A 13,834-nucleotide genomic window follows, 5' to 3' on the forward strand; every position below is an offset into this window, starting at 1 on the left:
CACTTGTTCCGAGGTGGGGGAGGAAAGCGGCTCTTTTGTTGAAGGGTATTCTCCCCACCGTCCCCCCTCCCAGAATGAATATCAACGGTATCAAGTCCTGGTGTATGACTTACAAGGGAATGCTTTGGGAGAAGCGTGGGCTTATTTTATGACCTTTGACCGCATTCAAAAATACCAAGGAAAATTAATCGCTTCCGGATGGTGGGGCCGGAAGCGTGAAGAGTATTCTAGTTTGTGAGTTACACCGAATTTGGATGAACTGTGTCTTCAATGGTGAAGTTCCTGATGACTTTCAAGAAACTCCCGTCCCTCGACACCGACTTAAACTTTTACACTTGCCCTAGTTTCTTGGTGGCTGGTAAGGCTAACGCCTTCTGCCTTCTGCCTTTGAAACACTGTTCCCGTTTTTTGGGGGGTTATGTCCTGTTTAGAGGTCTTCCGAGGTTGCGTCTTTGGGAATGGCTAAAATTGGACGATCTAGGGAAATATTCAGTTCATCCTCAACCGGAGGAATTTCCACTACAGGTTGATTCACGGCTAACATGAGGTCGTCTGAGGAGGTTGCGATCGCAGGTTCATTCTCCGGTGTTTCCGCCATTCTGGGGAACAGAGAAGCGTTATTGGGGGCAAACAGCGCGACTACTCCCACCACCGCCGCAGCAATGGCCGTTCCGCCCCAAGCCGCAACCCGGCGACTTTGGCGACGTTTCACTGTAGCGTACACTTGCTCGGCCATTTCCTCTGCCGAGGTTTGGGGGTCGGGAATGGGTAAGGTGTGTAAGCCCCGGCGAAGTTGTAACAAACGACGATACATTTGCTGCATATTGGGGTCTTCTGAAAGCCAAGTTTCCACTTGTCGCCGTTCCTGTGGACTGGTTTCCCCATCTAAATAGGCACTGAGTAATTCAAAGCGATCGCGTTTTATGCCGTTCATGAGCCAACTTTCATTAAATTCTGTCTTATCCTCCAGATGATATTGATCGGAATATACTGAGTTTTGTTCCCGTTTGTGCGAAAATTTTTGAAATTTCATCGTGTCGTCACCCCCGTCATTAAGTAATTCCCCTAGTGAGACTATTTTGCTTTAGACTCATCCGACCCAGACTCCAGCGACCAGATTTTACACTAGGTTGTGTTTATGTGTCCTTTATGTGTCCTTATTGTCTAAATAAGGCTGTAACTCCGATTGCAATTTAGCTCTTGCTCTAGCGATGCGAGATTTGACTGTGCCTAGAGAAACCCCGGTAATTTCGGCAATTTCTTCATAGGCTAACCCTTGAATTTCCCGTAAGACAATGGTGGTGCGGAAGGTTTCGGGTAAATCCGCGATCGCAATTTGTAACTGTTCATAAAACTCCCGCGTCGCCAAATTATCATCGGGACTGGGATCATCGGTGGCCACCTCCCAATTCATCTCCCCGTCGTCCATCTTGCGCGGAGCATCGAGGGATAAAGGAGGCGCATTCCGTTTTTTCTTCCGAAGTTCATCATAAAACAAGTTGGTCGTAATGCGACTGAGCCACCCTTTAAATTTCACAGGTTCTTTCAGTCGATGAATATTACGATAAACCCGAATCCAAACTTCTTGGGCCAAATCTGAGCGATCTTGCCAGTCGGGAGCAAGATGGTAAAGTACCTTCTCAACGTGCGGTTGATAGCGACGTAGGAGTTCTGAGAAGGCTGCGCGATCGGGTTTTAGCCCATTTTGACAGCGCAGAATCAAATCATAGTTGGGAAGTTTATTGAGAGACACCGAGGATTCACTCTGAGGTGGATTTACCTCTATAGAAGACCAACTGGTAGAAAGAGATTGACTCATGGGTACTTTTAACAGAATGCGGTTCATCCTCCTTATTACCCTCTGACTCGTTCATTTCCGGAATGTTCCCAGGCTTTTCATGGGGGGTGGGGGGAGTTGATAGTTGGGGAATTGAACCACAAAGACACAAAGGGGAGATGGGAGTCGGGAGTCGGGAGTCGGGAGATGGGGGAGATGGGGGAGAACAAAGAACCAAGAACAAACAACATTACTGTTTACTGTTTACTGTTCCCAGTTCCGGAGTTCCCTGTTCCCTTGTTCACAAACAACCCATTCCCCATTCCCCATTACCCATTCCCCGACTCATGAGGATCAAAATTCGTCGCGTGAGACTTGAGTAAACTGCTTACTTGTTCCACCACATCTCGACTCGGTTTCTTGAGTAAGGGAGAGATATTAGGACTTTCTCGATCAATACTCAAGGAGATGGCCTCCTCAATTTGTTGGTTGATTAACTCTTGCAACTCCTGTTTCGCCTTTTGACGTTGATAACTCGCCCCTTCTTCCGTAGTGGCATAGAGGGGAGGTAAACGGTTTAAGGCATAGGCCGCAATATCCCCCACATCTAACACCTTATCCGTAGTTGCCTCAATCTCAGCAATACGGGTAATGGCTTCACTCAAGACCAATTCCTCCATCACATTAATAAATTGCTTACGAGGAACAGCAACCACCTCTCCGGTGAGTAATGACCCCATGAGGCGGTCTAAGGCCATATATTCTTCAATGGATAACTCGGAGGCCGTGTCGCAAATGCGACCCACTTCCGCTTCCATGGTGGGGGTTAAATACCCGTCTTTTAAGGCTTGTTCGACGATTTTTTCAATGCTCATTTCTTCCGAGCGATTTCTCTCTAAATTTTGACCTTCTGACTGCCGATCTTGAGCATCCATATTCAATTAATTTAATTCTACAGATAACGGGAAATGATGCCCCATTTTTATTAATTTTGGCGGTCTCCCTAGTTACCCCGGAATCCCGATGGTTGGGGAGACAGGGGCTAGACTCGCAAAATTTTGCCGATTTTGAGAATCTGGAAAGGGGAAAACTAGGGGCAACAGCATGATACTGTGTTTTTGCCCCGATGTATTCCTTATTCATTCTAGACCTTCATATCGCCAGGGAACGGGGTCAATGGCAATTCCGTGAACATAAAGCCCCCAATGGAGATGAGGCCCAGTGGATGCCCCGGTTGAGCCGACTGTGCCAATGCGTTGGCCCGCTTCTACGAAGTCTCCTTCTTGTACGTCAATACGATTCAGGTGCAGCATAATACTGAGAACCCCTTGGCCGTGGTCAATGCCTACGGTGTTGCCGTGGACTCGAAAGCCTTGGGATTCTCGACCGATGAGGGAAATGCGTCCGGCGGCAGGGGCAACGACGGGAGTTCCGCGGCCAGCCGCATAGTCCACGCCTCGATGGTAGTAGTCGTGGGCAAATTCCCCGTTATAGTAGCGACGCACCCCAAAGATGGTGGAAACGGGGCCGGAGGTGGGACGGACTAGGGCCCCATTCCAGTATTTTTCGGGGGTGACGAGGGTTTTAAATTGGGCTACACGGTCTAATTCGAGTTGGGTGGCGTTACTGCCGCCCCCGCGTAGCCAGATGCGTTGGGTGGGAAAGGAGCGATCGCGCAATCCCACAGCCAAATTCCGGGTTTCCCCTTCTCCACTCACCCGAATCACCACTCGGCCCGGATCATCTAGGGGAGAGGTGGGGAGGAGGGCCCGATAATAATTGGGGGCGAGGGGATAGGCGGGGAAGGTGTCCCCGTCCATGGTAACAGTCGGTTCAGTGTTGGGGTCTTCGGTGGTGATGAAGACCGAGATCGTGTCCCCTAGTTCGGGACTGGTGGGGTTGAGTTTGACTTCTAAAGCGTGGAGGGGGGCTGCGATCGCTAGAATAGCAGTCACCCATCCGAGAGTGAGGCTTTGCTTGAACATAAATTTTGCTGAGAGAAGAAATCTAAAATAGCGCGGGCTTCATCCAACACCGGATTATCGGCCCTAGGCTTGATGGTTCAGAGAAGAAGCACCCCGATCAGGATACCGTTTTGTGATAGGCAATAGCTTGTCGCCAGACTGTCACCATTTGCTCCGAGGCATCTTGAAGACAAAGACAATGGGTATCTTGCCACACCACTTTTCCCGTTAGGGTGTCCCCCGTCATCAGTTTGACTTCTACATCCAGTTGATCTCGAATGAACGTTTGAATTTGACGAACACTCGGATATCCGGTTTCAAATTCCGTCATAATAATAAGTTGAAAATTGGGACAATTGATTGGGTCTCGATCCGTTGGTTGAATCCCAGTCAGCAATTTTAGGATAGACAGTTGATGACAGTCGAGTTTACCAAGTATCACGGTTTAGGCAACGATTTTATCTTAATCGATAACCGTCACCAAGCAGAGCCGATTCTCTCCCCTGATGAAGCCATGGAGCTTTGCGATCGCAATTTTGGCATTGGGGCCGATGGGGTCATTTTTGCCCTGCCCCCCCAAGGAGAAACCGATTACACCATGCGCATTTACAATTCTGATGGCTCAGAACCAGAAATGTGTGGCAATGGCATTCGCTGTTTAGCCCGCTTTATTGCCGATTTAGAAGGGGAAAGCCAATCCGAGAAAACCTATCGCATTCACACCCTCGCGGGAGTCATTCGCCCCAAACTCGAACCCCAAGGCCAAGTGCGGGTGGACATGGGGCCCCCCTATCTCCTCGCCACCGAAATCCCCACCACCCTAGCCCAACCAGACCAAAAAGTGATCAATCAACCCCTCACCATCGGCGACCAAACCTGGAACGTCACCTGCGTGAGTATGGGCAATCCTCACTGTATCACCTTTGTGGACTCCGCCGACTCCATCCCCCTCGCCACCGTGGGGCCTCAGTTTGAACACCATCCCATCTTCCCCCAACGGACAAATACAGAATTTATCGAAATTGTCAAGCCCAATTATATTAAAATGCGGGTTTGGGAACGGGGGGCTGGGGCTACCCTCGCCTGTGGGACCGGGGCCTGTGCCTCAGTCGTGGCAGGCGTGTTAACCGGGAACTGCGATCGCGCAACCACCGTAGAACTCCCCGGCGGCAACCTCCTCATCGAATGGGACGAAAGCCAACAGCGCGTTTACATGACCGGCCCCGCCGAAAAAGTCTTTCAAGGCCAGTTCTTCCCATCCACAACAAATTAACCTTAAATTAGAGAAAGAATAACCGCCCAATCTAGCATTACAGAGAAACGAAGTTGAAAGCCCACCACTTTTAAGGGTGGGATCAAAACAGGAATAAATTTGAGCAGAGCAAATAGTGAAACAGAATTAGAGCCTTATCACTGATTACTGATTACTGATTACTGTTAACTGCTCTATCACCCAAGCAAACCGCACACAAAAAGGGAGTAATACCAGTGAGTGGAGGGATTTATCTCATCCAAGGTGAAGACCAACTAACCGAGATGCAGGAACGGCCCTATGATTCCGAAGCCCTGCTTCAAGAATTATTAGAACGCTATCCTAACTTGATCGGAGTCGAACAACCCGACAGTCCCACCGCCAGAGAATGGTTGATTGTCAAACGAACCGGAGGAGTCCCCACCGATGACCTCGGAGTAGAACGGTGGTCCCTCAATCACCTGTTCCTCGACCAACAGGCCATCCCCACCCTCGTGGAAGTCCAAAACGAAAGTGACCCCCGTCTCCGTCGAGAAATTATCGGTCATATGCTCGATTATGCCGCCAATGCCGTCGTCTATTGGCCCGTCGAGTCCATCTTGGATCAATTTGAAATCAACTGTCGTCGGCAAAACCGCGACCCCGAACAAGTCTTCGAGGACTTTCTCGGCAGTGATGCCGATGAAGAACAATTTTGGCAACGAGTCAAAACCAACCTACAAGCCGGCAAAATTCGCCTGATCTTCGTCGCCGACCGCATCCCCCCCGAAATTCAGCGCGTTGTTGAATTTCTCAATAAACAAATGGACCCGGCGGAAGTCTTAGCCGTGGAAATCAAACAATACATCAGCCTCCAAGACGGCCTCAAAACCCTCGTCTCCAACGTCATCGGGCAAACCGCCGAAGCCCAACAGAAAAAATCTAGCACCTCCAGAGAACGTCGCCAATGGGACGAACATTCCTTCCTCTCCGAATATAAAGCCCGTTATGGCGAGGACGAAATGCACCTCGTCTATGAAATTTACCAATGGGTCGTACAATCCCCCGATTTACAATTGCAATGGGGAACTGGGGACACCTATGGCGGCTTTGCAGCCAAACTGAAACATTACGGGCCAATGGTGGAATTATTTTTTGTGGGCATTGACGGTACATTTCAAATTGCCTCGGAAATTTACGCCCATTTACCCCCCTTTAACGATGAGGAAAAATGGCACGAATTACGCAATCATCTCAGTTCCGTGGGGTTAGCCCTCCCCACCAGTCGCCATGAACGACGTTTACCTAATTTCCAACTATCCACTGTTCCCGACGAAGACTCCCTCGAAACCGTCTTAACCACCTTTGACTGGGTAATGCAGCAAATCAAAGAGGCCCATCATTATTAACTCGAACCATGTCTCAGTCTCCCCCTCCCCAACGCTGGTTTAAGGCGGGTGTCGTTTTATTATTCCCCTTTTTAGCCGCCTTAGTCCTCTCCCTGTGGTTCGGAACACCCCCACCCTCCCCACCCATGCAAACCATGTCCACACCTACCCAACTCCTCACCGACCCCTTTTTACAATACCCCACCGCCAACTCCGTCCGAGTGGTCTGGTTTACGGAGTTTGCCGGAACATCTCACCGAGTCCAATATGGGGAGAATTTCGCCCAAAGTACCTCCGCCCAAACCCGCCAACTCAGCCGGGTCCGGGAGGGAAAAGCGGAGATTACCTACCGGGAGATTTGGCGACATGAGGCAGAAATTACGGGGTTAACCCCCAATCAAACCGTCCCGTATCAAGTCCTCAGTGAGACAGAGACAGGCGAAACCCTCCGTAGTGGCCAATTTACCCTCGCCGCCAACCCCACCCCCGGAACGCCCTTAAAAATCCTCCTCACCTCCGATCACCAAATGATGCCCATGACGGCAGCCAATTTACAAAAGGTAGAAGAAACGGTCGGCAAGGTAGATGGAGTCTTTTTAGCCGGGGATTTAGTTAATATTCCAGATCGGGCTTCCGAATGGTTCGATCATCCCGATGGCAATAGTTTCTTTCCCTGTTTACAAGGCCGGGCTAATTATGGGTTAGAAAAAAACGGCACTACTACCGTTTATCAAGGGGGAGAAATCATCCAAAATGCCCCATTATTTCCCACCATTGGTAATCATGAAGTCATGGGACGCTTTTCCATGGAAACGGGACTCAATCAACAATTTAATGACCCCTATCCACGGGATAAAGCGGCAGAATTGTATCAAAAAAACGCTAAGGAAATTAACCCTCGTCAAGACCCAAAAGTCAAGGAGAGTTGGATTAAAGCCAATTCTTATAACACGGATACTTATCAAGAACTCTTTAGCTTACCTGCCAGTGATAGCGGGGGGAAAAAATATTATGCTGTCACCTTTGGAGATATTCGTTTAATTGTCTTATATATCACCAATATTTGGCGAGTGCCAGGGTTAGGGGGAGAGAGAAATGGACGTTATGCAGAAGCCACCGAAAACCTAAATTCTCCAGAAAAATGGGGGTATGGACAACATATTTTTGAACCCATTACTCCTGATAGTCGGCAATATGAATGGTTAAAAAAAGAACTCAATCGGCCTGAATTTCAAGAGGCAAAATATAAAATTGTCATGTTTCACCATCCCCCCCATACATTAGGGGGAAATATTGTCCCTGCTTACACCAACCCCCGACAATTAGTTTTAAAGTCTCCTAATGGGGAAATTCAATCGGTTCGTTATGAATACCCTTTAGATGATGACCATATTCAGCGTTATGTGATGCCTTTATTAAATGAAGCAAAGGTGAATTTAGTGTATTATGGTCATTCTCATTTATGGAATCGGTTTGTTAATAAAAATGGGGTTAATTTCTTAGAATCCTCTAATGTAGGGAATAGTTATGGGGCTTATTTAGAAGCAGAAAAAAGACCCATTCCGGACAATTATCAAGAGATTTATGTGGCTCAAGGTGATCCCTATGGACTCCAGCCTATAATGCCCACTCTTGCCCCTCTTGTCAACGAAAATGATCAATTTTTACCCTATATTGCCAGTAATGATATTACGGCATTTAGTATTTTAGAAACGGAGAAGGGGATAGTGAGTAGTTATTATTTTGACACCACAAAACCGGGGAGTGAGGTGGTTAAGTTTGACGAGTTTTCTATCGTAGGGAAGTGAAATGCAGCCCTCATCCCCCAGCCCCCTCTCCCAAGGTTGGGCGAGGGGGAGAATGGTTTTTTACTGTAAACATTCAGATCTTATTAATTTGTTCGCAGTAAGCCCTTTAGGGCTTCCTTCAAGCTGAGTATATAATAGGGTAATTTTCTTGAGTTTCTTAACCCGTTTTTAACGGGTTTAAGCTCTTAGCCTTGGGTTTAAACCCAAGGCGGATAAAGGGAAAATCTATTAACTACCCAATTTTTCCCTTGGGGATGTTGGGTTACGCTACGCTTCACCCAACCTACAATTTATTTAACTCTCAATTATTAATTGTTAAACTACTGTTTCCTGTTCTACCCAATTTTGCACTGGGGGATGTTGGGTTACGCTACGCTTCACCCAACCTACAATTTATTTAACTCTCAATTGTTAATTGTTAAACTACTGTTTCCTGTTCCCTTGCCTCACAAGCAAATGAACACTCTTTTCAGCAAGCCCTATAATAGAACCAAAGGACGTATCGGGAGACTTTAACCATGGGGCGTAAGTTTTGGCATCCTATCGCTTTGGTGGTACTTTTAGGAACATTCAGTCCTCCGAGTGTGGCTCAAAATCTGAATGAGCAACTGCGAAACGCCATCTGTAACCAGAATTGGGGAGGGGCAATTGAGATTATAGACCGTATGGCCGAGCGATCGCCAGAAAATGCAGAGTCCTTGAGAACCTATCGCCAACGACTGGAAACACTCCGCAATGCAGAAGTGAGAATCCCCGATTGGTCTGAAAATTGCCAAATAGAGGCGTTACCATCGGCTAATTCCCCGACTCCGGATTCTGGTCCGGCCTCCTCAGAAGGAAATGCGGTGACAATCCTCAATAAGTTAAAAGATTGTACTCCTTATCGGTCTGATCCCATTGATATTATTCTCTTTGAAGCCATTATCGAGATTAAAGGGCCACAGGGGGAACGTTGTGCGGTTGACTATAGTTATGCCGACGGGCCAACTTATATGTCCTGTCTGTATCGTCCTGATGCCATTGCTATTCTCACGGATGAGGTGGCCTACGAGGAATCTAGAAAATTGGATGCGGGGGAGAGTGTGGATATTAGCTTTGATACCAGTAATCCGCGCGATCGCGCTTTATCCGAAGCCATAAACCGAGATTGTCAAGTCCTAGACCCCCAGAGACAATGAACAATGAACAATGAACAATTACCCATTACCCATTACCCTTTTAAATGTTCCACAATGAAATTCGTGTACACCTCACCCCGTTGAAACGCAGGAGTGTCTAAAATACGCTGGTGGAAATCAATCGTGGTTGGGACTCCCGTAATGGCACATTCGCGTAACGCTCGCTTCATGCGGCGAATGGCCGTGTCTCGGTCGGGACCCCAAACAATCAACTTTCCAATCAGCGAATCATAATAGGGCGGGATTTCATAATCCGTATAAACATGGGAATCCATACGCACCCCAGGGCCTCCAGGGGGTAAATAGGCACTGATGCGACCGGGATGAGGCCGAAAATCTCGCTCCGGTTCTTCGGCATTAATACGACATTCAATAGCATGGCCTTTTAATTGAATATCATTCTGATTGAACTGTAATTTCTCCCCTTGGGCAATGCGAATTTGTTCCGTAATTAAGTCTAACCCCGTCACCATCTCCGTTACCGGGTGTTCCACCTGAATCCGGGTGTTCATTTCCATAAAATAGAAATTCCCCTCTTGATCCAGCAAAAATTCCACTGTTCCTGCCCCAACATAACCGATAGATTGAGCGGCCCGTACTGCTGCTTGACCAATTTTTCGGCGTAATTTGGGGTTTAAGACGGGGCTAGGGGCTTCTTCTAGGAGTTTTTGGTGACGGCGTTGAATTGAACAGTCTCGTTCGCCTAAATGCACCACATTGCCATAACTATCCGCTAAAATTTGGATTTCCACGTGGCGGGGTCGTTCTAGGAATTTCTCTAAATAAACGCCAGCATTGCCAAAAGCGGCCTCAGCCTCCCCTTGGGCAGCTTGGAACATTCGCACCAATTCCCCGTCATCTCGCACGAGACGCATTCCGCGACCGCCTCCTCCGGCTGTAGCTTTGAGGATGATGGGATAGCCGATCTTTTTGGCGGTGGTTAGGGCTTCCTCCTCATCGGCCAAGAGGCCATTACTGCCAGGTAGGGTGGGAACATTGGCCTTTTGCATGGTTTTTTTTGCCGTGGACTTATCCCCCATTAAGCGCATGGACTCTGGGGTGGGCCCGATAAAGTTAATTTTGTGATCGGTACAAATTTCGGCAAACCGGGCATTTTCGGACAAAAAGCCATACCCTGGATGAATGGCTGTGGCATTGCGGGTTAAAGCTGCCGCAATAATGTTAGGAATATTTAAATAACTTTTGTTACTTGGGGGTTGACCAATGCAGACACTTTCATCTGCGAGTTGAACATGAAGCGCGTGACGGTCAATGGTGGAGTGAACTGCGACAGTGGCTATGCCCAGTTCCTCGCAACTGCGGAGTATCCGCAGGGCGATTTCGCCTCGATTCGCAATTAAGATTTTGGAAAACTGCATCTTAGGTGCATCTGGTTATCACGGGTGAATTCAACTATACAGGTTTTGCGTCCCCAACCCCTAGAGAGAATAGAGAATAGAGCATAGAGAATAGAGGAGAGAGGGCGTTTAATGGGCTTCTCACTGGTCTCTCCTCACTTTTTTGCCTTATGCTTGGGGATCATCGTCGGGTTCTTCTTGATAGCGTTGGGCGAGTTCTGAGGGGGGGCGATCGCTACTCCAGGCCCACCAAACTTGCCCACATTCACATTGATAAAATTCTTGCCATTTGCGGTGATAATCTTCGCTAATGACCGGGGCGCGACGGTTAATCCAGACCCGTTGAGCTTCAAAGGTGGATGCCCCACAACGGGGACAAAAGAATTGTAGGGCATGGGTGGCGGTTTCTGTCCACTTGGGAGGATTGGGATCGAAGGCTTCCATAAGGTGGAATTTTTAAACGTTTAATCAAACGGGTTGTTTTCTGCCGAGGAGACTATGGGCGTTTCTCTCCATCTAGAAAACAGTGTGACCACTCCGGCCAGAGCCTTGAGTGTTCTAGTTCTAGCTTATCAAGGTTTTCTCCTTCTCTGATCGCAAAATCAGCGCGGAGAAAAGCCGGGTTGCTTTTCCCCCAGAGAAAAACCAACCGGAATCTAGGACTCTGTAAGACAACTTCCACAAATCATACTATGATTGGCTTGAGTCAGGAGGGGGAAAACTGTCACCTCTGATGGCAAGTTGATGTAAGTCAGTCAGACGTAAATTACAGTAACTACAGTGGAATTTAATCTTATTCTCAACGTTATTTCCCTTGTCGGCCTCTTTGGGTTGTGTGTGGTGGCCTGGTTGGGGTCAGAAGACCGCCGTTTGATCCCGTGGAATGTTATTGTTTGGGGGATTGGGCTACAGTTGGTCATCGGTTTACTGGTTTTTGTCTTTGGTAGTGAGATTGTGGCGGGGTTGAGTACGTTACTCAATTCGGTTCTAGATGCCTCAGAAGCGGGATCACGCTTTTTATTCGGACAAGCCCTTGTTCCTGACCCCCATGTTACCCCAGGGCCGGGCCCTGCCGGACGGTGGATTGTTCGGGCGGTGGGAACTCCCTATGTGGCGATTCCAGGGGATAAACTCAATGTCAATAATCTTAATTTAGGCTATATTCTCGCGTTCCGTGCTTTACCCCAAGTCATCTTTTTCTCCGGTTTGGTGGCTTTGCTGTATCGCCTCCATATTATTCAACCGATTGTTAAGTGGTTCGCTATTATTTTTCAAAAAACGATGAAAATTAGTGGGGCGGAATCTTTATCGGGGGCTGCTAATATTTTTGTGGGGATTGAATCGGCGATCGCGGTCAAACCTTTTTTACAAAACATGACCCGGAGTGAACTCTGTGCCATTCTCACCAGTTGTTTTGGGTCGATCGCATCTTCGGTTCTTGCCCTTTATGCAGGACTGCTGAGAACCGAATTCCCGGCGATTACGGGGCATTTAGTCTCCGCTTCGATTATGACGATTCCGGCCTGTTTTGTCATTGCTAAACTGCTTGTCCCCGAAACCGGAGAACCCGAAACCCTAGGAAACGTCCCGGAAGACCCGGTAGAAGATTCCCAGACAAAATTAAATCCCGTTGATAGTTTGATTGTGGGGGCGTTAGATGGCGTAAAAATGGCGGTGGGCATTGCGGCGGTTATTATTGCCATTTTGGGATTATTAGCGTTAGTCAATTTACTGTTTGGCAGTTTAGCTGGACTGGCGGAAAGTCAGTACACTTTGGTCAGGCTGATTGGACAGCTATTCCAAGTGGTCACGATTCAAAATATTTTAGGGGTGCTGTTTTTGCCCTTAACTTTTCTAACGGGGGTTTCTTTAGACTGGACTGAACTCTGGCAGTCTTCTTTGATTATTGGCCGCCGCTTGTTTGAAACCAGTATTCCTCCTTATCTGACGTTAGCTCAACTGGCCGACCAAGGGGTATTGAGCGATCGCGCTTTACTCATTGTCAGTTATGTTCTGTGTGGCTTTACCCACTTTGCCTCTTACGGTATCTTCATCGGTGGACTCGCTTCCCTTATCCCCGAACGACGCTCAGAAGTCTCCGCATTAGGCTTTAAAGCCCTCTGGGGCGCAACCCTCGCCACTCTGATGACAGGGGCAGTGGCGGGAATTTTCTACTTTGGTCAACAAGGCGCGTTGGGGCTTTAATGGGTGATTGGTAATGGATAATTGATAATGGGTAATGGTTACTGATTACTGTTCCCTGTTCCGGAGTTCCCTGTTCCCTTTTTCACCAAGAACCAAGAACCAATAACCAAGAACAAATAACCCACAACCAAAAAACGATGAGACGACAAACAACGTGGTTACTTAGTTTAGCTATTTTGACGGCGATGACCTTAATTGGGTTTAGCCAGTTTCCTCTGTTGATGGACTCTCAGGCCAGACTGAACCCTTCGACCGTTCACGCACAAACCCCTACTCCCTCCCCAGAGGAGACAGAAAGCCCAACACCAGACGCAACACCAGAAGAAGCAGAAAGTCCGAGTCCAGAAGCGAGTCCGAGTCCAGAAGCGAGTCCCATTCCAGAAACCCAACTGGACACCCCCACGTTACCGTTAACCCAAGAGTCCTACCAAGACCCCGGAGGACGGTTTACAGTTGGGATAATTCAGGACTATAAACAGTCTGTTGTCGCAGGAGTTCCCTTATTTGAATCTCCAGATGGTAAATTGGCCTATACGGTATCGGTTCGGCCTAGGGCGGTGGATAGTGCTTTGCGAGAATGGGCGTTAACCCAAGTGGCCATTGATACCTTTTCTAGGGGGGAAGGAATGGTCACGGGGGCTTATGAAACTGTTGATACGATATTAGGAGGGGCGAAGATTCCTTGGACGGGTACATTGTCCCAAGGGAATAATAGTCAACCGATGAAAGGGGTTATGTTATCTCGTCAAGTCCCTGGACAGATATTAATTTTAATGATTGCGGCTACGGAAGAAGCCGACAATCAAATTGAGTCAGTTTTTACAACACTTGAACCCACGTTGGAGGGAGTTAATAATAATGGGTAATTGGTAATTGGTGATGGGGGAGATGGGAGTCGGGAGTCGGGAGATGGGGGAGATAGAGG

At 48.1% G+C, this 13,834-nt stretch carries 13 protein-coding genes and 1 pseudogene; 7 read left to right on the plus strand and 7 right to left on the minus strand.

All coding sequences use genetic code 11. The features are described 5' to 3' along the window. Positions 1–238: pseudogene (locus tag PN462_RS14630) on the plus strand (hypothetical protein); the annotation flags it as partial. A gap of 189 nt (positions 239–427) precedes the next feature. On the opposite strand, the gene PN462_RS14635 reads toward PN462_RS14630, so the two are convergent. From PN462_RS14635 to PN462_RS14655, 5 genes are all read right to left on the minus strand, one after another. Beyond that, positions 428–1,033: an anti-sigma factor family protein gene (locus PN462_RS14635; protein ID WP_272129225.1), complete on the minus strand. Its 606-nt coding sequence runs from the start codon at positions 1,031–1,033 to the stop codon at positions 428–430. Positions 1,034–1,147: 114 nt separating this feature from the next. Next, positions 1,148–1,819 carry a sigma-70 family RNA polymerase sigma factor gene (locus PN462_RS14640; protein WP_272129227.1) on the minus strand — a complete coding sequence of 224 codons (672 nt, stop codon included), beginning with the start codon at positions 1,817–1,819 and terminating at the stop codon, positions 1,148–1,150. A gap of 287 nt (positions 1,820–2,106) precedes the next feature. Then, the gene (locus tag PN462_RS14645; RefSeq protein ID WP_443029182.1) at positions 2,107–2,652 is read right to left on the minus strand and encodes a late competence development ComFB family protein; all 546 of its coding nucleotides are present in this window, start codon (positions 2,650–2,652) and stop codon (positions 2,107–2,109) included. Between the two features lie 264 nt (positions 2,653–2,916). Beyond that, entirely contained in the window at positions 2,917–3,762 is an 846-nt protein-coding gene (locus PN462_RS14650; protein ID WP_272129231.1) for a M23 family metallopeptidase, read from the minus strand. 97 nt (positions 3,763–3,859) lie between these two features. Further along, positions 3,860–4,072, minus strand: a complete 213-nt coding sequence (locus PN462_RS14655; protein ID WP_272129234.1) for an Hfq-related RNA-binding protein — start codon at positions 4,070–4,072, stop codon at positions 3,860–3,862. 84 nt (positions 4,073–4,156) lie between these two features. Between PN462_RS14655 and dapF the strand changes: the two genes are divergently transcribed. From dapF to PN462_RS14675, 4 genes are all read left to right on the plus strand, one after another. After that, entirely contained in the window at positions 4,157–5,014 is an 858-nt protein-coding gene (gene dapF, locus PN462_RS14660) for a diaminopimelate epimerase (RefSeq protein WP_272129236.1), read from the plus strand. Positions 5,015–5,229: 215 nt separating this feature from the next. Next, complete coding sequence (locus PN462_RS14665; protein ID WP_272129238.1) at positions 5,230–6,381, plus strand: hypothetical protein; 1,152 nt, start codon at positions 5,230–5,232, stop codon at positions 6,379–6,381. Positions 6,382–6,389: 8 nt separating this feature from the next. After that, positions 6,390–8,168: a metallophosphoesterase gene (locus tag PN462_RS14670; protein WP_272129240.1), complete on the plus strand. Its 1,779-nt coding sequence runs from the start codon at positions 6,390–6,392 to the stop codon at positions 8,166–8,168. 518 nt (positions 8,169–8,686) lie between these two features. Then, positions 8,687–9,346 carry a hypothetical protein gene (locus tag PN462_RS14675; protein ID WP_272129242.1) on the plus strand — a complete coding sequence of 220 codons (660 nt, stop codon included), beginning with the start codon at positions 8,687–8,689 and terminating at the stop codon, positions 9,344–9,346. A gap of 32 nt (positions 9,347–9,378) precedes the next feature. Here the strand turns inward: PN462_RS14675 and accC are convergent, their stop codons facing one another. Together accC and PN462_RS14685 are read right to left on the minus strand one after the other, a co-directional pair. Beyond that, complete coding sequence (accC, locus tag PN462_RS14680; RefSeq protein ID WP_272129244.1) at positions 9,379–10,725, minus strand: acetyl-CoA carboxylase biotin carboxylase subunit; 1,347 nt, start codon at positions 10,723–10,725, stop codon at positions 9,379–9,381. A 147-nt stretch (positions 10,726–10,872) separates the two neighbouring features. Further along, complete coding sequence (locus PN462_RS14685) at positions 10,873–11,148, minus strand: hypothetical protein (protein ID WP_272129246.1); 276 nt, start codon at positions 11,146–11,148, stop codon at positions 10,873–10,875. 336 nt (positions 11,149–11,484) lie between these two features. Here PN462_RS14685 and PN462_RS14690 point away from each other — a divergent pair, with 336 nt between their 5' ends. Then, on the plus strand, positions 11,485–12,909 hold the full coding sequence (locus PN462_RS14690) for a NupC/NupG family nucleoside CNT transporter (protein WP_272129248.1): 1,425 nt from the start codon (positions 11,485–11,487) through the stop codon (positions 12,907–12,909). A 137-nt stretch (positions 12,910–13,046) separates the two neighbouring features. Further along, positions 13,047–13,775, plus strand: coding sequence for a hypothetical protein (locus PN462_RS14695; RefSeq protein ID WP_272129250.1), 729 nt, complete (start codon positions 13,047–13,049; stop codon positions 13,773–13,775). Positions 13,776–13,834 lie beyond the last annotated feature (59 nt).

Origin of the sequence: Spirulina sp. CS-785/01 (assembly GCF_028330525.1) — a bacterium.
In the GTDB taxonomy this organism is placed as follows: Bacteria; Cyanobacteriota; Cyanobacteriia; order Cyanobacteriales; family Spirulinaceae; genus JAQMSD01.

Bases quoted from the DNA above. Each gene is read 5' to 3' on its own strand.
- PN462_RS14635 (WP_272129225.1), bottom strand. From the start codon at position 1,033: ATGAAATTTCAAAAATTTTCGCACAAACGGGAACAAAACTCAGTATAT.
- PN462_RS14640 (WP_272129227.1), bottom strand. From the start codon at position 1,819: ATGAGTCAATCTCTTTCTACCAGTTGGTCTTCTATAGAGGTAAATCCA.
- PN462_RS14645 (WP_443029182.1), bottom strand. From the start codon at position 2,652: ATGAGCATTGAAAAAATCGTCGAACAAGCCTTAAAAGACGGGTATTTA.
- PN462_RS14650 (WP_272129231.1), bottom strand. From the start codon at position 3,762: ATGTTCAAGCAAAGCCTCACTCTCGGATGGGTGACTGCTATTCTAGCG.
- PN462_RS14655 (WP_272129234.1), bottom strand. From the start codon at position 4,072: ATGACGGAATTTGAAACCGGATATCCGAGTGTTCGTCAAATTCAAACG.
- dapF (WP_272129236.1), top strand. From the start codon at position 4,157: ATGACAGTCGAGTTTACCAAGTATCACGGTTTAGGCAACGATTTTATC.
- PN462_RS14670 (WP_272129240.1), top strand. From the start codon at position 6,390: ATGTCTCAGTCTCCCCCTCCCCAACGCTGGTTTAAGGCGGGTGTCGTT.
- PN462_RS14675 (WP_272129242.1), top strand. From the start codon at position 8,687: ATGGGGCGTAAGTTTTGGCATCCTATCGCTTTGGTGGTACTTTTAGGA.
- accC (WP_272129244.1), bottom strand. From the start codon at position 10,725: ATGCAGTTTTCCAAAATCTTAATTGCGAATCGAGGCGAAATCGCCCTG.
- PN462_RS14685 (WP_272129246.1), bottom strand. From the start codon at position 11,148: ATGGAAGCCTTCGATCCCAATCCTCCCAAGTGGACAGAAACCGCCACC.
- PN462_RS14695 (WP_272129250.1), top strand. From the start codon at position 13,047: ATGAGACGACAAACAACGTGGTTACTTAGTTTAGCTATTTTGACGGCG.